The organism is Kordia zhangzhouensis (genome assembly GCF_001005305.1).
Classification (GTDB): Bacteria; Bacteroidota; Bacteroidia; order Flavobacteriales; family Flavobacteriaceae; genus Kordia; species Kordia zhangzhouensis.
Genome location: NZ_LBMH01000003.1, coordinates 167,423 through 189,727, shown reverse-complemented (window position 1 = coordinate 189,727; position 22,305 = coordinate 167,423). Strand labels below are relative to the sequence as shown.

Annotated in this window: 18 protein-coding genes; 17 read left to right on the top strand and 1 reads right to left on the bottom strand. The window is 33.9% G+C overall.

Annotated elements, in window-relative coordinates; all coding sequences use genetic code 11:
* Positions 1-126 precede the first annotated feature (126 nt).
* From AA088_RS04185 to acs, 14 genes are all read left to right on the top strand, one after another.
* On the top strand, positions 127-792 hold the full coding sequence (locus AA088_RS04185) for a peroxiredoxin (protein ID WP_046743702.1): 666 nt from the start codon (positions 127-129) through the stop codon (positions 790-792).
* Between the two features lie 113 nt (positions 793-905).
* On the top strand, positions 906-1,307 hold the full coding sequence (locus AA088_RS04180; RefSeq protein ID WP_046743701.1) for a hypothetical protein: 402 nt from the start codon (positions 906-908) through the stop codon (positions 1,305-1,307).
* Between the two features lie 68 nt (positions 1,308-1,375).
* A complete protein-coding gene (locus tag AA088_RS04175; protein ID WP_046743700.1) occupies positions 1,376-3,478 on the top strand; it encodes a TonB-dependent receptor domain-containing protein in 2,103 nt (700 codons plus the stop codon).
* Between the two features lie 117 nt (positions 3,479-3,595).
* Entirely contained in the window at positions 3,596-4,690 is a 1,095-nt protein-coding gene (locus AA088_RS04170) for a hypothetical protein (protein ID WP_156168398.1), read from the top strand.
* 225 nt (positions 4,691-4,915) lie between these two features.
* Entirely contained in the window at positions 4,916-5,335 is a 420-nt protein-coding gene (locus AA088_RS04165) for a transposase-like zinc-binding domain-containing protein (RefSeq protein WP_046743698.1), read from the top strand.
* Positions 5,336-5,443: 108 nt separating this feature from the next.
* Positions 5,444-6,688 carry a hypothetical protein gene (locus tag AA088_RS04160; RefSeq protein ID WP_046743697.1) on the top strand — a complete coding sequence of 415 codons (1,245 nt, stop codon included), beginning with the start codon at positions 5,444-5,446 and terminating at the stop codon, positions 6,686-6,688.
* 13 nt (positions 6,689-6,701) lie between these two features.
* Positions 6,702-6,962 carry a DUF4212 domain-containing protein gene (locus AA088_RS04155; RefSeq protein ID WP_046743696.1) on the top strand — a complete coding sequence of 87 codons (261 nt, stop codon included), beginning with the start codon at positions 6,702-6,704 and terminating at the stop codon, positions 6,960-6,962.
* A gap of 27 nt (positions 6,963-6,989) precedes the next feature.
* Positions 6,990-8,771: a sodium:solute symporter family protein gene (locus tag AA088_RS04150; protein ID WP_046743695.1), complete on the top strand. Its 1,782-nt coding sequence runs from the start codon at positions 6,990-6,992 to the stop codon at positions 8,769-8,771.
* Positions 8,772-8,863: 92 nt separating this feature from the next.
* Positions 8,864-9,058 (top strand): hypothetical protein, encoded by a 195-nt coding sequence (locus tag AA088_RS04145; RefSeq protein ID WP_046743694.1) that lies wholly within the window; start codon positions 8,864-8,866, stop codon positions 9,056-9,058.
* Positions 9,051-11,744, top strand: a complete 2,694-nt coding sequence (locus AA088_RS04140; RefSeq protein ID WP_046743693.1) for an ATP-binding protein — start codon at positions 9,051-9,053, stop codon at positions 11,742-11,744. Before AA088_RS04145 ends, AA088_RS04140 begins: the two co-directional genes overlap by 8 nt.
* Before the next feature lie 21 nt (positions 11,745-11,765).
* On the top strand, positions 11,766-12,128 hold the full coding sequence (locus tag AA088_RS04135) for a response regulator transcription factor (RefSeq protein ID WP_046743692.1): 363 nt from the start codon (positions 11,766-11,768) through the stop codon (positions 12,126-12,128).
* Positions 12,129-12,200: 72 nt separating this feature from the next.
* Entirely contained in the window at positions 12,201-12,425 is a 225-nt protein-coding gene (locus AA088_RS04130) for a hypothetical protein (protein ID WP_046743691.1), read from the top strand.
* Complete coding sequence (locus tag AA088_RS04125; RefSeq protein WP_046743690.1) at positions 12,422-14,317, top strand: acetate--CoA ligase; 1,896 nt, start codon at positions 12,422-12,424, stop codon at positions 14,315-14,317. Before AA088_RS04130 ends, AA088_RS04125 begins: the two co-directional genes overlap by 4 nt.
* A gap of 13 nt (positions 14,318-14,330) precedes the next feature.
* Complete coding sequence (gene acs, locus AA088_RS04120; RefSeq protein ID WP_046743689.1) at positions 14,331-16,238, top strand: acetate--CoA ligase; 1,908 nt, start codon at positions 14,331-14,333, stop codon at positions 16,236-16,238.
* 151 nt (positions 16,239-16,389) lie between these two features.
* On the opposite strand, the gene AA088_RS04115 is transcribed toward acs, so the two are convergent.
* Positions 16,390-19,185, bottom strand: coding sequence for a CHAT domain-containing protein (locus AA088_RS04115; protein ID WP_046743688.1), 2,796 nt, complete (start codon positions 19,183-19,185; stop codon positions 16,390-16,392).
* Positions 19,186-19,326: 141 nt separating this feature from the next.
* Between AA088_RS04115 and AA088_RS17925 the strand changes: the two genes are divergently transcribed.
* Genes AA088_RS17925 through AA088_RS04105 form a run of 3 tightly spaced genes read left to right on the top strand, consistent with a single transcriptional unit; the run spans position 19,327 to position 22,302 of the window.
* Positions 19,327-19,470: a DUF2256 domain-containing protein gene (locus AA088_RS17925; RefSeq protein ID WP_082106556.1), complete on the top strand. Its 144-nt coding sequence runs from the start codon at positions 19,327-19,329 to the stop codon at positions 19,468-19,470.
* Positions 19,463-20,761, top strand: coding sequence for a DASH family cryptochrome (locus AA088_RS04110; RefSeq protein WP_046744138.1), 1,299 nt, complete (start codon positions 19,463-19,465; stop codon positions 20,759-20,761). The genes AA088_RS17925 and AA088_RS04110 overlap by 8 nt, the downstream gene beginning before the upstream one ends.
* 5 nt (positions 20,762-20,766) lie before the next feature.
* Positions 20,767-22,302, top strand: coding sequence for a cryptochrome/photolyase family protein (locus AA088_RS04105; protein WP_046743687.1), 1,536 nt, complete (start codon positions 20,767-20,769; stop codon positions 22,300-22,302).
* Positions 22,303-22,305: the final 3 nt, after the last annotated feature.

Below are 22,305 nucleotides of genomic sequence, written 5' to 3'. Positions count from 1 at the left end.
ACACACATAAAAAATGAGCAATCAAAAGAAAATACAAAGCGTATGTAACTTAAGTTGCTGCAAATGGTTTAAATATAAATTAATTTTATAGTGTAAAATAAAATCAATAACAAAAAACTATAAAAAATGAACTTAGAAACACAAGTACAAGAGCCAAAAAACTCCATGTTACGAATTGGAGATATTGCTCCTGATTTTGAAGCAGTGACTACCAAAGGAAACATAAAAATGTCAGATTTTGCCAAAGACAAATGGATTGTAATGTTTTCGCATCCTGCAGATTTTACGCCAGTTTGTACAACGGAAATGAGTGGATTTGCTACAAGAAAAGCTGAATTTGACGCATTAAATGCAGAATTGCTAGGATTAAGTATTGATAGTATTCATGCACATTTAGGTTGGGTACAAAATGTAAGAGAAAATACAGGGGTTTATTTTGACTTTCCAATCATTGCAGATATTGATATGAAAGTATCAAAGTTGTACGGAATGCTACAACCCAATGAAAGTGAAACCGCAGCTGTACGCGCTGTTTTCTTCATTGATCCATCCAAAAAAGTACGATTAATTATGTACTATCCATTAAATGTAGGTCGCAATATGGATGAAATTTTACGTGTACTAGATGCATTACAAGTTTCAGACAAATACAAAGTTGCAATGCCATTAGATTGGAAAAGAGGTGATAAGGCAATTTGTCCACCGCCAAAATCGTTAGATGCGTTAAATGAACGGTTGGCAGATGATTCTGTAGAAAAAATCACTTGGTATTTAGCCAAAAAAGATATTTAAAATACAAAAGGCTTTAGAGGTAATTTCTAGAGCCTTTTTTTAACACTAAAAAGTATAAATTAGGTGACTTTCATCACATTCTAAACTAACTTTTCGTTGTATTTTTGCCGGCGATGAAATTTACACGAATTGCAATCATATATATAATTGGTTTTATCGTTTTTATAAGTAGTATAAAAACAGCGATTGTGTATTCGTATTACTTTATCAATCCAGACAATTTTACGGCTCTTTTTTGCGAAAATACAGATAAGCCTGAGCTTGAATGTAATGGAAAATGTTATTTAAAAAAGGTAACACAAAATCAACTCGAATCTTCTAAAGATGATTCACTTCCTGTGGTCAATTTAGACCTTAAAAATATCCTTTTATATTTTTATCCAAATAAAGCGGTATTTGAGGTAAATTCTACAGAAATTCAAGAATCTACAACACTATTCTACTATACTAATTTATATACTTTTCAAGTAAATCATTCCATTTTTCATCCGCCAAATAATCGTTTTTACATATAAAAAAGAATTCACTTAATAGGGCATTCATTTGAACTGCTCTCACCTAACTATTGTAAAAAAAAACGATAATGAAAAAAATGATTTTAGCGTTAGTGTGCGCTTGCATTGGCTATATTAGTTATAGTCAAGAAAATACGACAAACCCGAAAGATACAATTACAAAAACAATCAAATTAAACGAAGTTCTCATTCAGGGAAATCCTAAAAAAGATCCTGTATTGACTATTGTCAAGACTGAAACGGAAAAAAATATTGTACAGCCTAAAAACGTAGCAGATCTTTTTAACTACCTTACTGGATTTTCGCTAATAAAAAGAGGAAACTACGCAATTGATCCTTCTTTTAGAGCTTCTCAATACGAACAATTAAATATTCAATTTGATGGTGGTACAAAAGCCATGCACGCATGCCCTAACCGTATGGATCCAATTACTACACATGTAATTCCTGAAGAAATAGAAAAAATAGAAGTAATAAAAGGCCCTTATTCTGTGCGGTATGGAGCTAATTATGGAGGTGTAGTCAATTTGGTAACTCAAAAAACCAATTTCCAAGAAAAAGGGTGGCACGGTTCTATAAATTCTGGATATGAAACCAATGGAAATTCGTTTGTTTCTATGGGAAAGATACAGTATGTCTCAGGCACTTATGATATTACAGCCAATGGAGGATATCGTGACTTTGGAAACTACGAAGATGGTACTGGACTTGAAATTCCATCTGCATTTAGAAGTGCAGATTACGGAATAAAAGTTGGTTTCAATCCAAAAGATAATCAACGCTTACAAATACATTGGCGTCAATCGTTTGGACGAGATGTGTTGCATGCTGGTTTGCCAATGGACACTGACGAAGACAACAGTAGTATTTTATCAGTAGATTATAGACTTGCACCTCAATCGAATAGTATTGATGAATTTAACGCAAAGGTGTATTATTCGTATGTAGATCATATCATGTCGAATAAAAGACGTCCTAATTTTATGATGACAGAAGCTGTTTCTTCGATTGAAGCTACTACTTCAGGAGGAAAACTTGAAATGACCTTAACTCCAACAAAAAATTGGACCTTATTTACAGGAGTGGATGCATTACTAATTGCAAGAGATGGAAATAGAGATCGATTGGTAAAACGAAACATGATGGGTATGCCTTTGCCACAACCTGTAAATTTCGTTGACAAAATCTGGCAAGATTCATATGTGAACGATTTTGGCGTGTTTGCCGAAAACAAATATGCGCTAAATAGCACAACTATCATAACTGCAGGTTTGCGATACGATTTGGTTACATCTGACATTAAAGATCCAGAAGATGATTTTGCAGCAATATATGATTTAACAAAACGTAATGAGCATAACATCTCAGGAACTATTTCGATTAAAAAATATATTTCTGAAGAAACAATTTTAGAAGTAGCGTATGGTCGTGGTGTTCGTTCTGCCAACATGATTGAGCGTTTTATCAATCACTTTACTGTAGGGCAAGATGCCTTTGAATATGTTGGAAACCCAAACTTAAAAGCAGAAGTAAACCATCAATTTGAAATTGGGATTAAAGGAAAAACATGGCTTTTTAATAACGATAGTTTTTTGAACTATTCTTTTTCAGGGTTTTATGCAAATCTTGATAATACAATACTAGCAGTGGTAGATCCAAGTTTGTCAAGAAAATTCATGCCGATGGCACAGCCGCAAGAAGTAAAACGTTTTACAAATATTAAAAACGCATACAAAACAGGTATCGAAGCAAGTATCGGTTTTGATGTGCTACAAGATCTAGCTTTCAGTGCGAATGTAGCCTATGTATACAGTAAAAATAAAGACCTTAGTGAGAGTTTGCCATTAACACCTCCATTAACCAGTAGTTTTGAACTCCTTTTTGAAAAAGAAAAATTTTGGGCACGCGCAAATTACAACGTCACGTCACGCCAAGATCACATTTCAACTTCTTTTAGGGAACAAAAAACACTTGGTTATCAAACCCTCGACTTACGTTTTGGTATGCAGCCCGTAAAAAAAGTAACCATTGGAGTAGCGGCACTTAATATATTTGATAAAGAATATAATAATCATTTGAACTTTTCTTTTCGAAACTTAGACGGCTTCGGTAACGAACCAATTAATGATCCTGGAAGAAATTTTTCTGCATTTATTCAATACAGTTTTTAAATTTTCATCGTAAAACTCGATTCAAAAAAGCAACTACTAAAAGCCTTATTCTTTTTAAAATAAGGCTTTTTTTTATTTTCTAATGAAGAGTAAAAATTGTAGTTTTAATAAAAAATAATGATGAAAGAAAACTCATCAATCAATGATGTAACTTTTGAAACTCAGTCGCAAATAACTCAAAAACCACTGAGTCAACGAGACAAAAAAAAGATTAAGCAGCAGCTTGTACTCACTTCTATTATAGCCTTTTTTGCCATTTGTCTTTTTGGAGCTATTTTTTATTTTATTTCTTCAACGCTTAAAAGTAATGACGGTTTTGGAGCTATTCCATTCATTATGTTTGGGATTATTGGACTTGTTTTTACTTTTATAATTGGCTACATGTTTATGTCTACCATCAAAGATGCGCGAAGCGGAGTAAAAAATGTCATCGAGGGGATTATAGAAGATAAAAGATTGGATATTAAAAAAAGCAGTTCCAATAGAGTACACGGCACTGGTGCGCGAGGAGCTCGTTCAAGTGGTAGTAGCACCAAAAGATATTACTACATTACTGTACATGGTACACAACATAAAATAGACTATAAAATGTTTAATGAAGTAAGTGTAGGTGATTATGTTTATTTTGAGATGACTCCTAAGTCTGGAATTTTATTAGATTATAAATTGTTAGAGAAAGGAGAAAAAACACAACAAAAATCGTTACATAAAGGCTTTACACATGCCAACTATCCGGCATCCAAAATAAAAGAAGCTCCAATGCAAAAACGGGAAGTAGATAATTTACATCAGTATTATACACAAAAAAGAAACTACCGACTTCGAATAATGGGCTTTCTTAGTATTCCTATTATTGGGTTATGGTATTATGGATTCCCTTTTTTGCTATTATTTATCTTTCCAGTTCCAATTATTTTACTTTACCAACTATACAAACTGATACGATTATATCTAAACTATAAAAAATCAATTGACTCTAATCGTAAAAAAATGATCACGACTTTTATCACAGATAAAACGTATGTGACTATAAAGAACAATAATAGACTTACCATAAAGTATAAGCTAAAAACAACCTACAAAACTATAGATGTAAAGGAGGAGTTGTATGATTTTATGAATATTGACGAAGAAATCATTCTTCATCAGCCGCTGTATTTAAATACATATACTTTTGGCATTACATATGAAGAAGTGTATTATGAAAATTAGAAATACACTTTTGTAGATATTCTTTCCCAAAGACGAGCAAAATGATTTTTTCACAAATAAATTAGAGTGCTAAAAGTACTTATACCTTACAATAGATTGCTTGTGTTTTTCCCAACTTTAGTTCTTATGAAGAGGTTTTTCATCTTAGGGAAAAAGCATTTGTAAAGCAATTGTTGCTAAATTGATATATTTATGCTAAATTAGTATAGTAACAAAAATGTAGTTATGAAAATAGACTTGTGTCCTAATTGTGGTTCTGATCAATATATAAAAAGTGGTATTATAAACGATCGTCAACGGTATAAGTGTAAAAAATGCAACTATTTCTTTTCTGTCAATAAATTAGGAAAAAAAATTGATGATTACTATGTAAACAAATCGCTTCAATTGTATCTGGAAGGATTAACCTATCGTGAAATTGAACGTATTTTAGGAATTTCACATGTCAGTATCATGAACTGGGTAAAAAAGTACAACATTAAGCGTCCATATAATACAAATTACCATCCTACGTACAAAATATTAAATGCAACAGAACTAGGGATGTATTTTCAAAATCCCAAAAACATCAAAGGAGCAGGTGTAATTGTAACTGAATTAGGAGACAAGTTTATGCTAATCAAGTGGGAACGATTTAGAGATTAGTATATTAAATTTCCAAAAAAGTATATAGGTTTTCGTTTCTAAAATTGTTTTTAAGAGTTTCGTAATGCACACAAAACCAATTTTATAACTAACTAACTCTTAAAACGAATGAAAAAACTAACCTACCTATTGATAGGATGTATTCTGATTTCCTTTCAATATGTGAACGCTCAGGGCGCACCTGATTATTCTGGCGGAATGAAAGTGAAGCTTAATGAAGATGGTTCTAAATATTTTAGAATTATTTCTTGGGCACAATTTTGGACGCAATACAATTCTGATAGACCATTAGACGCTAATGGGAATGAGCAAAGTGATGTAAACTTTAGTATCCGTAGAGCACGTGTATTGATGTATGCTCAACTCAATGAAAAATTTTTAATTCTTACACATTTTGGACTTAATAGTTTGAACGGAGATAATATGTCTCCTATAGGAACTGGCGATCGTTCTCAGCTTTTCTTTCACGGTGTTTGGGGACAATTTAACTTCAATAAAAACCATGCTATTGGAGGAGGTTTGCACTATTGGAATGGAATCTCAAGACTCAACAATCAAAGTACGCTGAATATGATGACGTTAGATAATCAGCGTCAAGCTTGGGCTACTATTGGACTATCTGACCAGTTTGCACGTCACATGGGAGTCTATTTTAAAGGAAAATTTGAACGATTCCAATATCGCTTGGCAATTAATGACGCAGTAACCAATAACTTGCAAGAAACGGCCAATCCAGTTCCTGATGGAAATGCAGTTTATGCAGGAAGACGTTTGTTAGGCTCGAAAGATGCGGGTAGAACGTATGCAGGATATTTTGACTTTCACTTTTTTGATCAAGAATCAAACTTTTTACCATATAAAGTGGGTAGTTACCTTGGTGGGAAAAAGGTATTTAATATAGGAGCAGGTTTCTTTTATCACCCAAATGGATCTGTTGTTGCGAATACTGCAGGAGAACTTTCTGGAGAAGATGTTACTATATTTGGAATAGATGCTTTTTATGATGCGCCTATTGGTAAAAAAGGTGGCGCAATTACAGCATATGCACTAGCACAATTCAATGATTATGGTAAAAATTATACACTTGGAAGAACTTACGAAACAGGTTCGCTATTACATGGACACGTTGGATATGTATTGCCATCAGATAAGAAAACAAAATTCCAACCGTATGTACAATTTGACGCTCGAAAAATAGACGCTATTGACGATAATGCAACCTCATTTGGTGTTGGACTAAACACTTACCTTAGTGGACATCATTCCAAATTATCACTAGAATATTTTAATACAAAATACGGAAACTCTGATGCTGTCGGGACACTTACCCTACAAGCAATGATTTACCTATAAAAACTAACCAACTATGAGTGATCAAAAACAACGCGCAAAGGCGTACTGGAAAGCAAATCTCAAATACCTTCTTATTTTACTATCGATATGGTTTGTGGTTTCCTATTGCTGTGGAATTCTATTCAGAGAACAGCTTAACCAAATTAGACTAGGAGGATTCAAGCTAGGTTTCTGGTTTGCACAACAAGGCTCTATCTACGTATTCGTAATTCTCATCTTTGTATACGTACGGTTAATGAACAAATTAGATAAAAAATACGGTTTTGATGAGTAACCCTAACAAATCTTAAAAATAAAAATTATGAGTGTACAAACGTGGACTTGGATCTTGGTAGGGATTACTTTTGCCCTATATTTTGGAATAGCAATTTGGGCTCGTGCGGGTTCAACAAAAGAATTTTATGTAGCTGGTGGAGGTGTTTCTCCTCTAGCAAATGGTATGGCAACAGCAGCTGATTGGATGAGTGCTGCCTCGTTTATCTCCATGGCGGGAATTATTTCATTTGCAGGCTATGATGGCTCTGTGTACCTTATGGGATGGACAGGAGGATACGTGCTATTAGCTTTATTATTAGCACCGTATTTGCGAAAATTTGGAAAATTCACTGTCCCTGATTTCATTGGAGATCGGTATTATTCAAACGCAGCTAGAACCGTAGCCGTTATCTGTGCGTTAATTGTGTCATTTACGTATGTAGCTGGACAAATGCGCGGTGTAGGGATTGTATTTTCTCAATTTTTGCAAGTAGATATCGACCTCGGAGTAGTTATCGGAATGGCGGTAGTATTGGTATTTGCTTTTTTAGGCGGAATGAAAGGAATTACGTATACGCAAGTAGCGCAATATTGTGTTTTAATCTTTGCATTTATGGTACCTGCATTCTTTATCTCTATGCAAATGACAGGAAATATAATTCCTCAAATTGGAATGGGTGGAGAAGTGGAGCCCAATGTATTTTTACTCGACAAATTAGATGCATTACACACACAATTAGGTTTTAACGAGTATACTAGTGGAACCAAATCTACTTGGGATGTATTTGCAATCACACTAGCGTTAATGGTAGGAACAGCAGGATTACCACACGTAATTGTGCGTTTCTTTACCGTACCAAAAGTAAAAGATGCTCGTAAATCAGCAGGTTTGGCATTGCTATTTATTGCAATATTATATACAACAGCACCAGCTATTGCAGTTTTCTCTCGAACAAATTTAATAGAAACTGTAAGTGATAAAGAATATCAACAAATTCCAGAATGGTTTAAAAACTGGGAAAATACTGGGTTAATTGCTTGGGCAGACAAAAACGGAGATGGAAAAATTCAGTATGTTGCAGGAAATGCACTAAATGGTAAAAAACCTATATATTCAGAAACTGACCAAAGAGGAACTCACGGAGAGCGTTTAATCACTAATGCTAGTACTGAAACTAATGAGTTGTATGTTGATAGAGATATTATGGTATTGGCAAATCCAGAAATAGCCCGATTACCTAACTGGGTAATTGCGCTTGTTGCAGCTGGTGGATTGGCTGCGGCTTTATCAACAGCTGCAGGATTACTTTTAGTAATTTCAACATCAATTTCGCATGATTTGATTAAAAAGCAATTAAAACCAAACATCTCAGAAAAAGGTGAATTACTAGCAGCTCGTATTTCAATCTTAGTAGCAATCATCATTGCAGGTTTATTTGGAATATATCCACCTGGATTTGTCGCCGCCGTCGTCGCCTTAGCATTCGGATTGGCAGCAGCTTCTTTCTTCCCAGCAATAATTCTTGGGATATTTGATAAAAGAATGAATAAAGAAGGAGCAGTAGCCGGAATGGTTGTAGGTATTTTATTAATGCTGTTTTATATGATTCGATACAAAACAGGATTAGTAGGAGTGATGGAGCCGCTGCCTAAAAGCGAGTGGTGGTTTGGAACATCGCCAGAAGGTTTTGGAACCATTGCCATGATTGTGAATGTGGTGGTTTCAGTAGTTGTTTCAAGAGTAACGCCTGCACCACCAAAAGATGTGCAAGAAATGGTAGAGAACATCCGAATCCCTTCAGGAGCTGGAGAAGCTTCTGTTCATTAAACCTTAGTAAATTGTAATATGTTAGTTTAAAAATCAACACTATCGTCATAGTGTTGATTTTTTCCTATTTTTAAGTAGAAAACAATAAATCCATGAAAAAGCGACACGAACAGAAATTAGTAGTCTTATCAATTGCATTGTTCTTGGTATTTAACATTCCTTTTGCTCTTACTTTTAATAGTGATACAGCTTTTTTAGGCGTGCCAACTTTCTACTTTTCGATTTTCTCTGTATGGTTACTCTCAATCATTATTTCGTACATTGTTTTAAAACGTCATTATGAATAATTATACGCTTGTATGTATTATTATAAGCTACCTAGCGGTTCTATTTTACATTGCGTTTTTAGCAGAAAAAAAGCGACAAAGTAAATGGGTTAATAATCCATATGTATATACATTTTCATTGGCTGTATATTGTTCGGCTTGGACGTATTACGGAAGCATTGGAATAGCAGCAAACTCAGGCATTAACTTTTTACCTATTTACCTTGGACCTGTAATTGCGGCACCATTATGGATAGTTGTACTTCGAAAGATTATCCGGATCTCAAAACAACACAAAATATCTTCCATTGCCGATTTTATCTCACTGCGTTACGGAAACAATCGTTTTCTAGGAGCATTAGTTACCATAGTTTGTTTACTAGGAACACTTCCTTACATTTCGCTTCAATTGAAAGCAGTCTCGGAAACTTTTGAAATTATGGCTGATGAAACTAGTTATGTATCTACGACTGTATTTGATGACTCTACTTTTTATGTTGCTTTGCTTTTGGCAATTTTTGCTACTTTTTTTGGAACTCAAAACACGGACGCTTCCGAAAAACACAAAGGGATTATTGCCTCGGTAGCGTTTGAATCTATTTTAAAACTTATTTTCTTTTTAATAATTGGCGTATATATTACTTTTTACTTGTTTGATGGTACAACAGACATTTACCAGCAAATGTCTGAAAGTATGGAAGGTTTTTCTAAGCTAGTAACCTTGGGAAGTGTGGAAAATGGCTTTGATTGGTTATTCATGATTGCACTCGCTTTTATGGCTATATTTTTATTGCCTAGACAATTTCAGGTAACTGTTTTAGAAAATACACGTGAAAAATACTTAAAGAAAGCTATTTGGCTATTTCCTCTGTACTTACTATTATTCAATTTCTTTGTTATTTTTATAGCTTGGGCAGGAAAATTAACATTCGGAAGCACTCAAAATGCTGAATATTACACACTATTATTGCCGCTGGAAAACGGTAATTCATTTTTAGCTACCTTGGTCTTTCTCGGAGGGTTTTCAGCAGTTATTTCTATGGTAATTGTTTCGACGCTTGCATTATCAATTATGGTAAGTAACAACTTGATTATTCCTTATGGTTTTTTGGATAAATTCATTAAAAATCAGCCCGAACGCAATGCAAAGTATATCAAAAACATACGCCGCATTTCTATTTTTCTAATCATTATTGGTGCGTATTTCTTTTACATTTCTTTTTCCAAAGAATTGTCTCTCTATTCAATCGGTTTAATTTCATTTGTTATTATTTCACAATTGGCACCTTCCTTTTTCATAGGGTTGTTTTGGAATCGAGGTGCATCAAAAGCAGCAGTTGTAGGGATTATTTCTGGAACACTGATTACGTTCTATACCTTGGTATTACCATTTGTTGTACAATCATATACAGGAACGGATGATTTTATTCAACACGGAATCAATGGTATGGACTGGTCAAAGCCACATGCGCTTTTTGGAATCCACTTTTTAAGTCCGCCAGCACACGCTTTTTTTTGGAGTATGAGTGTTAATATTTTATGTTATTTGACATTTTCACTGACATCTAAAGGAAATTATCGGGAGCGAAACTATGCAGAAATGTTTGTAGATAGCCGTAACTTTAATACGTTACAAGATAGTGCCTTGGTTTGGAAAGGAGAAGCATACGTGACAGATATTAAAAATGTACTAGCTCGTTTTTTAGGTGAAAAACGAGCGGCTAGAGCTTTAAAAATATTTTTTACCAAATACAATTTATCACCTGATACGCAATTGGCAGATGCACGATTAATTAACTTTTCTGAAAAACTGTTGACAGGAAGCATTGGAGGCGCTTCCGCTAAAATACTAATTGCAAGTGTGGTAAAAGAAGAACAGATAAGTTTGGTAGAAGTATTGAAAATTCTTGAAGAGTCAAAAGAAAATATTGTGAGTAATAAAATACTCCGTGAAAAATCGGAAGAATTATCTCAACTGTCTTCTAAACTCAAAAATGCCAATGAAGAACTCATCACAAAAGACAAGCAAAAGGATGAATTTTTAGATACCGTGGCACATGAATTAAAAACGCCTATCACAGGTATTAGAGCTGCTACTGAATTGTTAATGGATGACGATGATGACATGCCAAAAGATGTGAAAAATCAATTTTTAAAAAATATCCTACAAGATTCAGATCGCTTGGCGAGACTTATCAATAATATTTTAGACTTTGAGAAATTAGAAACTGGACGCTTACACTTAGATGTTCAATCACACGATTTACAAAAAACTATCGAAAAAGCAGTAACCAGTATTCAACAGATTGCTTCAAGGAAAAATATTCGTGTGACCAACAAAGTAATACATTCGGTTATGATTCCGTATGACGAAGATCGAATCATTCAAGTATTGACAAATTTATTGTCTAATGCGATTAAATTTTGCCCAGTTGAAAATGGACATGTTTCTATTGATTGCAAATTGGGTAATAATAAAGTAGAAGTTGAAGTTCAAGACAATGGAAAAGGGATTCCTCCAGAAGATCACGACTATATTTTTGATAAATTTTATCAATCAAAACATCAAAATACAATCAAGCCGCAAGGGAGTGGTTTGGGATTGGCAATTACAAAGCAAATCGTTGAAAAGCACGGTGGAAAAATTTGGGCAAAAAAAGAAGTAAAAAAGGGCGCAACGCTTGTTTTTACGCTACCTTTTGCATAAATTGGTGTCAGTTATAAAACAATGAAAAAAATTTTAATTGTCGACGACGAACCAAACATTGTAATGTCGTTAGAATATGCGTTTAAAAAGCAAGATTTTGAAGTGTTCATTGCTAGAGACGGAAGTGAAGCATTAGAAATCTTAAAATATCAGACACCTGATGTCATTTTGTTAGATATCATGATGCCCAATGTAGATGGCTACCAAACGCTAACTTATATTAAACAAACGAAAGGTTTAGAACATACAAAAGTAGTGTTCTTAACTGCTAAAAATAAAGCTTCAGATATTGAAAAAGGGTTACAACTTGGAGCTGATAAATATGTAACAAAACCCTTTTCAGTAAAAAAAATAATTTCAGAAATACTGGAATTACTTACTTAAAAAAGTCTTTTACGTCTTTTTAAATATTGGTTTTGTGTGCAAACAGATCATATTTAATTTAAGTTTAAAGACATGAAACTACGTATCAATCCTTTAGCGTCAGATATAATTATTACTATCTACGTTATTGCAACACTCTTCGTTCGATTCAAATATGAAGCCGAAGCAAATGTAAGTACTATGAACTCAATAGTTATGGGAGTTTGTTTTGTGGTAATTATTTGGGCACTGATCAAGCTTAAGGTGCTCAATCCAAATTGGTTTGGGTTGTTTCATTCCAAAAAAACGAAATCATGAGATATCAAGATTTTTACCAAAAAAGCATCGAACATCCTGAAGTTTTCTGGAAAGAACAAGCAAACCATCTAGATTGGCATACGCAGCCAAATACCATACTTTCAAAAGATACATTTAAGTATCCTCAGTGGTTTGAAGATGGAAAACTTAACTTGAGTTATTTGTGCATTGACAAACATATTCATGATGGTTTTGGAGAACAACATGCAATTATTTATGATTCTCCTGTGACTAAAAAAAAGCAATACATTACATTTAATGAATTACAGGTAGAAGTTTCGAAGCTAGCAGGCGGCTTGCAGCAATTAGGATTACAAAAAGGAGATACTTGTATCATATACATGCCTATGATTCCACAAGCAATCTATGCAATGCTAGCATGTGCTCGTATTGGTGTAATTCATTCTGTGGTTTTTGGAGGCTTTGCTCCACACGAGCTTGCCATTCGTATTGACGATTGTAAACCAAAAGCAATTATAACAGCTTCAAATGGGATTGAAATTGAGCGAATTATCCCCTACAAACCTTATGTTGACGAAGCCATTGAAAAAGCAGCTCACAAACCTAACCATGTAATCGTTTTCGATCGGAAACTTGGTGTTGACATTCCTCAAAAGAATTACGATATAGCATATGCTTCTCTTGTGAAAAATGCAACATTTACAGAAGCAATTCCATTAGAATCTACGCATCCTTCATACATTTTATATACTTCAGGAACTACAGGAACTCCCAAAGGAATCATTCGAGATACAGGCGGTTATGCCACGGCATTAAAATTTTCTATGAAATATATATACGGTGTCAATGAAGGGGAAACTTTTTGGGCAGCAAGTGATGTGGGCTGGGTTGTAGGTCATAGTTACATTGTATACGGACCTTTGCTAAATAGAAATACAACTATTTTGTTTGAAGGAAAACCAATCAAAACACCTGATGCTTCAACATTTTGGCGTGTAATCAGCGAACATAATGTCAAAGTGATGTTTACAGCTCCTACGGCAATACGAGCAATTAAAAAAGAAGACCCTGAAGGAAAATTATTGAAGCAGTTTGACCTTTCTTGTTTAAGATATCAATTTTTAGCAGGAGAACGGTGTGACGTAGCTACTCTCAATTGGACACAAAAACAACTCAATGTTCCAGTAATCGATCATTGGTGGCAAACTGAAAGTGGTTGGCCAATGCTGGCAAATATGACTGGTGTAGAATTGCAAAAAATAAAAGCAGGCTCGGCAGGTTTTCCTGTTTGCGGATACGACATTCAAATAGTGGACGAAGCAGGGAAAAAAGTATTGCCAAACACAGAAGGGTATGTTGTTGTTAAGTTGCCATTGCCACCAGGGACATTGCAAAATCTTTGGGGAAATCCAGAACGATTCAAGAAAGGATATCTAGAACGCTTTCCAGACTATTATTTTTCGGGTGATGGCGGTTACAAAGATGACGAAGGTTATATATTTATTACTGGTCGCGTAGATGATATAATCAATGTAGCTGGTCATCGATTATCCACTGCTGAAATGGAAGAAGTTGTCGCTTCTCACAAATCTGTAGCCGAATGCGCTGTTTTTGGAGTACATTGTGAAATTAAAGGACAAAAACCTTTAGGGTTAATCGTTTTAAAATCAGGCGAAAATTCACTGTCGTCTAATATCCAAGAAGAAATCATACAAGAAGTTCGTCATGAAATTGGTGCTGTAGCGTCATTCAAAGATGTATTAATCGTAAATCGTCTTCCAAAAACACGTAGTGGAAAAATTCTACGTAAATTACTGCGAAATATAGCAGACACGAATGAATACAAAATTCCATCAACCATAGACGATATTTCCATAATTAATGAAATACAAGCCATATATAAAAATCACCATATTGGCATTCACAAATAAAAAATAATCAACCATGAGTAATTATCACATAAAACATTTAGAAGAATACTATCAAGTATATCGAAAATCTGTTCGCAATCCAGAAGTTTTTTGGGAAGAAATCGCCGAAGAACATTTTACTTGGCGAAAGCGTTGGGATAAAGTATTAGAATGGGACTTTACCAAACCTGAAGTAAAATGGTTTGAAGGAGCAGAACTGAATATTACTGAAAATTGTATTGATCGTCATCTACATATTCGTGGCGATAAAACGGCTATTATCTTTGAACCAAATGATCCAAAAGAAGAAGCACAACACATTTCTTATCGTGAATTGCATGACAAAGTATGTCGTTTTGCGAACGTTCTTAAAGAAAAAGGAATTCAAAAAGGCGATCGTGTGTGTATCTATTTACCAATGATTCCAGAATTAGCTATTGCTGTATTGGCTTGTGCCAGAATTGGAGCTATACATTCGGTTGTTTTTGCTGGATTTTCTTCCACTGCTTTGGCAACACGTATCAATGATGCAACTTGTAAAATGGTGATAACTAGTGATGGCTCCTATCGAGGAGCAAAGACCATCGATCTTAAGGGAATTGTAGACGAAGCTTTGGAGAGTTGTGACTGTGTAGAAAGTGTATTGGTAGCAAAAAGAATTCATGCAGATATTAAAATGAAAGAAGGACGCGATTATTGGTTACAACCTTTATTGGACGAAGCTTATCACGATTGTGTTCCTGAAATTATGAATGCAGAAGATCCCCTTTTTATACTATATACTTCTGGATCAACCGGAAAACCAAAAGGAATGGTGCACTCAACCGCAGGGTATATGGTATATACGGCATATACTTTTAAAAATGTCTTCCAATATCGTGAAAAAGACGTGTATTGGTGCACAGCTGATATAGGATGGATTACAGGTCATAGTTATATAGTTTACGGACCTTTATGCAACGGTGCTACAACGGTCATGTTTGAAGGCGTACCGAGTTATCCAGATTTTGGCCGATTTTGGGAAATTGTAGAAAAACATAAAGTAAGTCAATTTTACACAGCTCCTACTGCTATTCGCGCATTGGCAAAAGAAGGTGTAGAGCATTTGGAAAAACACGATTTATCTTCTTTAAAAGTCTTAGGAACTGTTGGTGAGCCAATCAACGAAGAAGCCTGGCATTGGTATGATGACAATGTAGGAAAACGAAAAGCACCAATTGTAGATACATGGTGGCAAACCGAAACAGGTGGAATTATGATTACTCCAATTGCTTTTGCAACACCAACAAAACCAACCTATGCAACATTACCTTTTATTGGAATTCAGCCGGCACTAATGGATGAAAACGGTCAAGAAATCAAAGGAAATCAAGTAGATGGACGACTTTGCATCAAGTTTCCTTGGCCAAGTATGGCACGTACCATTTGGGGAAATCATCAGCGATACAAAGACACTTATTTTTCTGCGTATGAAAATAAATATTTTACAGGTGATGGAGCATTACGAGATGAAGTAGGGTATTACCGAATTACGGGAAGAGTAGATGATGTGATTATTGTATCTGGTCACAATCTTGGAACAGCTCCAATAGAAGATGCTATTAATGAGCATCCAGCGGTAGCAGAATCTGCAATTGTAGGTTTTCCTCATGATATTAAAGGAAATGCATTATACGGTTATGTCACATTAAAAGAAACTGGAGAAAGTCGTAATCAAGATAATTTGCGAAAAGAAATCAATCAAATCATTACTGAGCAAATTGGTCCGATTGCGAAACTTGATAAAGTGCAGTTTACCAACGGTTTACCGAAAACACGAAGTGGAAAGATTATGAGACGCATTTTACGAAAAATTGCTAGTAAAGACACCAGTAACTTGGGAGATATCAGTACGTTGCTCAATCCAGAAGTTGTACAAGACATTATGGACAATGCACTATAACGTTATTTAAAAATTTGAATGATCAAAAGCGAGCTATATATAGCTCGCTTTTTTAATTTGGTAGCTTTCTCCATTGTAAAAAGAGGCCTTAGTCTATCCTTAAAGATTGATTGATACAAATAAGAGCAATTAAGTACCTTAAAAATATAGATTAACTGCGTACTTTTCTGTATCTAAAGAATAAGGTTATTATCAAAAAAAATAGTCCAATTGCATAATAAAGCCAAGTATTTGTTGCTTTTGGGAGTTCTAGGGGACTAATATCTCCTGCAATCACAAAACTTGCCCAATAATAAGGATGAGTAAAGTTTTCATCGTCTGTTAGTTCTATGTATTGTTGTTTGGCAAGCTGTAGCGCAATAGCTTTGTTTTTTCCAGCTTTTAAGTTTTGATAAAATAAATCCATAATCTGAGCTGTTGTTTTATCAGGAACTTTCCATAAACTCATTACGGTACTTTTGGCACCAGCATAATAAAAAGCATTGGAAATACTTTGCACGCCTTTACCACTAATATAAGTTCCCGATCCTGATTCGCAAGAACTTAATGTGATGAGTTCTGCAGGAAAATTCAAGTTATACAGTGATTTAGCTTTTAAAATATACTCGGAAGGAGAGTTGTCTTTATTGGCATAAAAATAAATAGCACTTTCCAAAGGAGCATTTTTATTGACAACTGAATGAGTTGCTAAATGGATGACATCATAATCTTTAGCAGTTGCTACAAATACCCGTTTTTCTGCTTGAATGTCAGTTTTTATATCAGCATCAGTGATTTGTTGAATTGTGCCAGCCTCCTCCAAACTGTTAGGTAGCCAAAGGGAATGTAGCGAATTTTTTTGGGTAAAAGGAGCATATACAGTTGTACGACTTTTGGATGTATGTGGATTATCAATAGCTTGTCGCAAACTCGTCAATCGAATAAAAGGTTGTGAGTACGTTGTAAATTCACGAAATACATCAAAAGGAATAGCATTCAAAACATCATCCAATATTAAAACTGTAGGTTTTTCCATGTCTAAATAAGGCTCAACTAATTTTTCAAAAATCAAGCGTGCATTTTCTTTATAGGTGTTGTCTTGAAAATTTTGCAAAGCCGCACTAAAATTTTGTAATTGTTTTTGAAGAGTTTCAGAAAAAACTATTTTGTCAAATTTGTATGTAGTATGATTTTGATTGAAAATGAAAATATGTTGATTGGTAACTGAAAACGAAAGTATATTGTAAGCAGAAAACTCTTGAGAAATTAGCTTTTGTAAGGAACTATCTTTATCGTATTTTAAAGCAAAGTAATTAGGGAATTCAGTTCGAATCTTATCTTTTAGCGTTTTGAATTCTTGCTCAATTTGTTTTTTTCTTGTAGTTGATATTGTGTTTTGATAAGCAAATGAATCTAACGTTTGTTGTAAGTAAGCTTCTTTATCACGTATTTCTTGAGGGATATTAGTAAATATTTTTTTAGTAGAAGATTTTTTTAATTCATTTAAAACCAATACATTTTTACTCTCATCACCGATAGAAAGTGCTTCAAAAAAAGTGTTTTTTTCATTACCATGCAACCATTTTTCATGATATAGCAAAAACAAATCATTGTAAAACTGGTCAAATTGTTCAGCAGTAATAAACGCATCTTCATCACTGCGAGCACCTAAACTTTTCATCAACTGATGTGCTTCTTTAAAAATATGTAAGGCAACTTCCAAATACAACTCATTTTGGGTTCCTTTATACATTTCAAAACAGCTTTTGGCTTTAAAAAAAACACGTGTAATAAGAAAATCTTTAAAACGAGCATTTTCTAGAGAAATCTTTTTGAAAAAATCTGTCGTTTGTTGAGATTCAGGAAGGTGCAAATTGATTGCTTTTTGTATATTTTCTTGCCATTTTTGGTAGTTTTTTAGACCGAAATATGCTTTTGCCAATTTCTGATAATCTGCGGATCGATATCCAATAGACGCTTTTTCATAATTGGCATCAATCTGTAAGTTTTCAATATAAGAAATTACTTTGTCGTGATTTTTCTGTGCTTGAAATACATCACCTTTTAACTGAGTTAAAAACCATTGTGAAAAATGCTGCGTATATCCAGAATCGTCAATAATGCGTTGTAGCTCTTCTATAGAAATCAAGGCTTTCTCAAATTGTTCTTTATTCATGAATAGCATGATTTTCGCACGATAAAAATCGAAGGCATCAAATATATTTTTTTCGTCTACTAAAGTTTCTTCTTCTATGTGTTTTAGAACAGTTTCCGCTTTTTCTAATTCATTTGCGTACACATATGTAGTTAATAGCTCCATTTCAGCCGAAAAAATATTATAATTGTTCGCGCGAGAATATGCAATCAATTTTTTATTTTCTTCTGTAGCTTTATCATAATTATAGAGTTCTTGTTCATTTAAAATTACAGATCGTAACGCTGAAAAATACGCACTGTGGAATGCTTCCGTCTGTTTGCTTTTGTCCGACATTTTTTCAAGTCGCGCTAACGATTTTTCACTGTAAAATTTAGCATCTAAATAATTACCAGAATTGAAATGAATTAGATGTAATGTATTGTAATAGTCGCATACTTCTATCATATCATTAGGTAAGGTGTCAAGAACGGGAATATATTTGTGTAAAATAGGTAAGATGCTGTCATTATCTACATATAATGCTTGTAAAGCGACTGAAGTATTTATATAGCACTTCAACTGCTTTTCATAATTGGGTTGGAGTTCATACAAACTATCAGCTTTCAAAAAAGTAGTTGCAGATTTTTTAAATTCTCTTTTATAATATAGCTGTCTCCCTGCTTCAAATAACGAATCTGCTATTTTCTTATCCATTTCAGAAGCAACAACAGTTTGCTTTGTTTTCGTTTCCTTTGAAGTGTTTTCACAAGAAAGCAACAACCAACCAATTATGACAATTGTAGCAAAATGTTTTAAGTGAATGGAATTCATAAAAAAAGAGCTCTTTTTTCAAATATATAAGATTTTGTAGTAGAATTCACGTTTTGTGTGGGAATAATATAAAAGATACTACAGTTCATAAAATTATAAATGTTTAGCTATTTTGTATATTTGTTAAACAAAATAGCGATAATGAGAAAAGCGCAACTACCTACAAAAATCTGTAAAGTATGTGAACGAACTTTTACATGGCGTAAAAAGTGGGAACGTGTATGGGACAAAGTACACTATTGTAGTGAGCGCTGTCGCAGAAATAAAAACAAAAAAAATGGTTAAAACAGGGCTAGTATGGTTTCGAAATGATTTGCGAATACACGATCAGATTTCTTTGATGAAAGCTGTCAAAAACAATGAATCTGTAATCGCTCTTTATTGTTTTGATCCACGCCACTTTCAAAATGATTGTTTTGGATTTAAAAAGACAGGGAAATATCGTGCGCAATTTTTAAGAGAAACTGTAAACAACCTTCAAGAGGAACTTCGTAAACTTCATATAACATTATTCGTTCATTTTGAAAAGCCTGAGTTAATTATTCCTAAATATACAGAGTTGTATAAAGTAACAACAATCTATTTACAAAAAGAATGGACTTCAGAAGAAATGACTGTTTTCGAAAATGTAAAACAATCAGTGGCAAGTGAAATTTGTTTTGAAGAAAGTTTTGATCAGTTCTTATATCATCCTGATGATATACCAATGTCTTTTGATGCGATTCCGCATGTATATACAGTATTTAGAAAAAAGTGTGAAAAATATGTGAGTGTTCGCAGTATGTCAACGAGTTCTCAAATGCCTAAAAAAAATTACGTTTCCAACACAACCAAAGTTCCTACACTACAAGAATTAGGATTTAACGAGTTTACACTAGATACACGAACAGCATTTCCTTTTAAAGGAGGAGAAACTCATGGTTTGGAGCGTATACAAACCTATTTCTGGGACACAAAAAAATTGTCGTATTATAAAAAAACTCGCAATGGATTGATAGGAAAAGAGTATAGTTCTAAATTATCGGCGTGGCTTGCAAATGGAAGCTTATCACCACGAAAAATTTACCATGAAGTACAAAAATACGAATCCAAAATTGCAAAAAATGAATCCACATACTGGTTGATTTTTGAATTGATTTGGCGCGACTTCTTTAAATATATATCGCTCAAACATGGAAACGATATTTTTAAGTTAGAAGGAATATTACACAAAAACTATAATTGGGAACAAAACACTAAAAAAATAAATCAATGGATTCATGGAGAAACCTCAGAACCTTTTGTAAATGCGAACATGCTCGAATTAAAACACACCGGTTGGATGAGCAATAGAGGACGTCAAAATGTAGCATCTTATTTTGCAAAAAATATGGAACTCGATTGGCGCATTGGAGCAGCCTATTTTGAATCACTTTTAATGGATTATGATGTGCACAGTAATTATGGAAATTGGATGTATATTTCAGGCGTTGGTAATGACCCTAGAAACCGAAAGTTCAATATAAAATTACAAGCTGAACGCTATGATACAAATCACAAATTTCAAAACCTTTGGTTGCAAACCAGCTTATTCTAAAAGTTATGAAAACATTACGACTTATTTTAGGAGATCAACTAAATTATAAGCACTCTTGGTATAATCAAAAAGATGTCAACGTAATTTATTTTATGGCTGAAATGCGCCAAGAAACAGATTATGTTAAGCATCATATTCAGAAAATAGTTGCTTTTTTTAAGAGTATGCGTTCGTTTTGTGATTGGTTGAAAAATGAAGGGCATACAGTTGTCTATTATACATTAGATACTGAAAACAATCAGCAGAATCTGATAAAAAATATTCAACAACTCATTGAAGAACATAATATTGAAAAATTTGAATATCAATTGCCAGATGAGTATCGTTTGGACGAGCAATTAAAAACGTTTTGCGAGAAAATTTCTATTGATACTCAAGTGTATGATACCGAACATTTTTTGACTTCAAGGGCAGATTTTGCAGAATTTTTTAAAGGAAAAAAACAAATGGTCATGGAGTATTTTTATCGTGATATGCGAAAAAAATATACAATCATGATGGTAAATGATACAGACCCTGAAGGAGGAAAATGGAATTTCGATCAAAGTAATCGTAAAAAATGGAAAGGAAGCCCTCAAATTCCTAGAGAAAAACGCGTTAAGAATTCAGTGAAGGAAATTCATAAAATGATTGTAGCTGCTGAAATAAAAACAATTGGAACAATTGATGTAGAAAACTTTCATTGGCCAACCAATCGCAGAGATTGTTTAAAAGTTTTAGATTATTTCTGTGAAAAACTACTAATCAATTTTGGAGATTATCAAGATGCGATGCATACTGATGAAAAATTTTTATTCCACAGTCGCTTATCATTTGCTATGAACTCCAAAATGTTGCACCCGAAAGAGGTCATTGAAAAAGTGATTTCGCATTGGCGTACACATAAAGATGATATTGATATTTCGCAAGTTGAAGGTTTTGTTCGACAAATTTTAGGGTGGCGTGAATATATGCGTGGAATGTATTGGAAAGAAATGCCAAATTATAGAACTTTGAACACGTTGAAAAATTCAAATTCATTGCCTACGTTCTTTTGGACTGGCAAAACAAAGATGAATTGTTTGAAGCATGCTATTACACAAAGTTTGAATGAAGCATATGCACATCATATTCAACGATTAATGATTATAGGGAATTTTGCATTGCTCACGCAAATGGATCCTGACGAAGTTGATGAATGGTACTTGGGAATTTATATTGATGCTATAGAATGGGTTGAGCTTACAAATACGCGGGGAATGAGTCAGTTTGCCGATGGTGGATTGGTAGCAACCAAACCATATGTTTCTAGCGGAAGCTATATCAACAAAATGAGTAATTACTGTAGCAATTGTGTCTACAAAATCTCTAAAAAAGAAACCGAAGATGCTTGTCCGTTCAATTCATTATATTGGAATTTCTTAGACGAGAAACGCGAACATTTTAAAGACAATCAGCGAATGAATATGATGATGAGTTTGTTAGATAAAATGGAGAAGTCAAAATTAGAAGCATTGAAAGACCGAGCACAAAAAATTATCGCTAATTTAGAGGATTATTAAAAG

Bases quoted from the DNA above. Each gene is read 5' to 3' on its own strand.
- AA088_RS04185 (WP_046743702.1), top strand. From the start codon at position 127: ATGAACTTAGAAACACAAGTACAAGAGCCAAAAAACTCCATGTTACGA.
- AA088_RS04180 (WP_046743701.1), top strand. From the start codon at position 906: ATGAAATTTACACGAATTGCAATCATATATATAATTGGTTTTATCGTT.
- AA088_RS04175 (WP_046743700.1), top strand. From the start codon at position 1,376: ATGAAAAAAATGATTTTAGCGTTAGTGTGCGCTTGCATTGGCTATATT.
- AA088_RS04170 (WP_156168398.1), top strand. From the start codon at position 3,596: ATGATGAAAGAAAACTCATCAATCAATGATGTAACTTTTGAAACTCAG.
- AA088_RS04165 (WP_046743698.1), top strand. From the start codon at position 4,916: ATGAAAATAGACTTGTGTCCTAATTGTGGTTCTGATCAATATATAAAA.
- AA088_RS04160 (WP_046743697.1), top strand. From the start codon at position 5,444: ATGAAAAAACTAACCTACCTATTGATAGGATGTATTCTGATTTCCTTT.
- AA088_RS04155 (WP_046743696.1), top strand. From the start codon at position 6,702: ATGAGTGATCAAAAACAACGCGCAAAGGCGTACTGGAAAGCAAATCTC.
- AA088_RS04150 (WP_046743695.1), top strand. From the start codon at position 6,990: ATGAGTGTACAAACGTGGACTTGGATCTTGGTAGGGATTACTTTTGCC.
- AA088_RS04145 (WP_046743694.1), top strand. From the start codon at position 8,864: ATGAAAAAGCGACACGAACAGAAATTAGTAGTCTTATCAATTGCATTG.
- AA088_RS04140 (WP_046743693.1), top strand. From the start codon at position 9,051: ATGAATAATTATACGCTTGTATGTATTATTATAAGCTACCTAGCGGTT.
- AA088_RS04135 (WP_046743692.1), top strand. From the start codon at position 11,766: ATGAAAAAAATTTTAATTGTCGACGACGAACCAAACATTGTAATGTCG.
- AA088_RS04130 (WP_046743691.1), top strand. From the start codon at position 12,201: ATGAAACTACGTATCAATCCTTTAGCGTCAGATATAATTATTACTATC.
- AA088_RS04125 (WP_046743690.1), top strand. From the start codon at position 12,422: ATGAGATATCAAGATTTTTACCAAAAAAGCATCGAACATCCTGAAGTT.
- acs (WP_046743689.1), top strand. From the start codon at position 14,331: ATGAGTAATTATCACATAAAACATTTAGAAGAATACTATCAAGTATAT.
- AA088_RS04115 (WP_046743688.1), bottom strand. From the start codon at position 19,185: ATGAATTCCATTCACTTAAAACATTTTGCTACAATTGTCATAATTGGT.
- AA088_RS17925 (WP_082106556.1), top strand. From the start codon at position 19,327: ATGAGAAAAGCGCAACTACCTACAAAAATCTGTAAAGTATGTGAACGA.
- AA088_RS04110 (WP_046744138.1), top strand. From the start codon at position 19,463: ATGGTTAAAACAGGGCTAGTATGGTTTCGAAATGATTTGCGAATACAC.
- AA088_RS04105 (WP_046743687.1), top strand. From the start codon at position 20,767: ATGAAAACATTACGACTTATTTTAGGAGATCAACTAAATTATAAGCAC.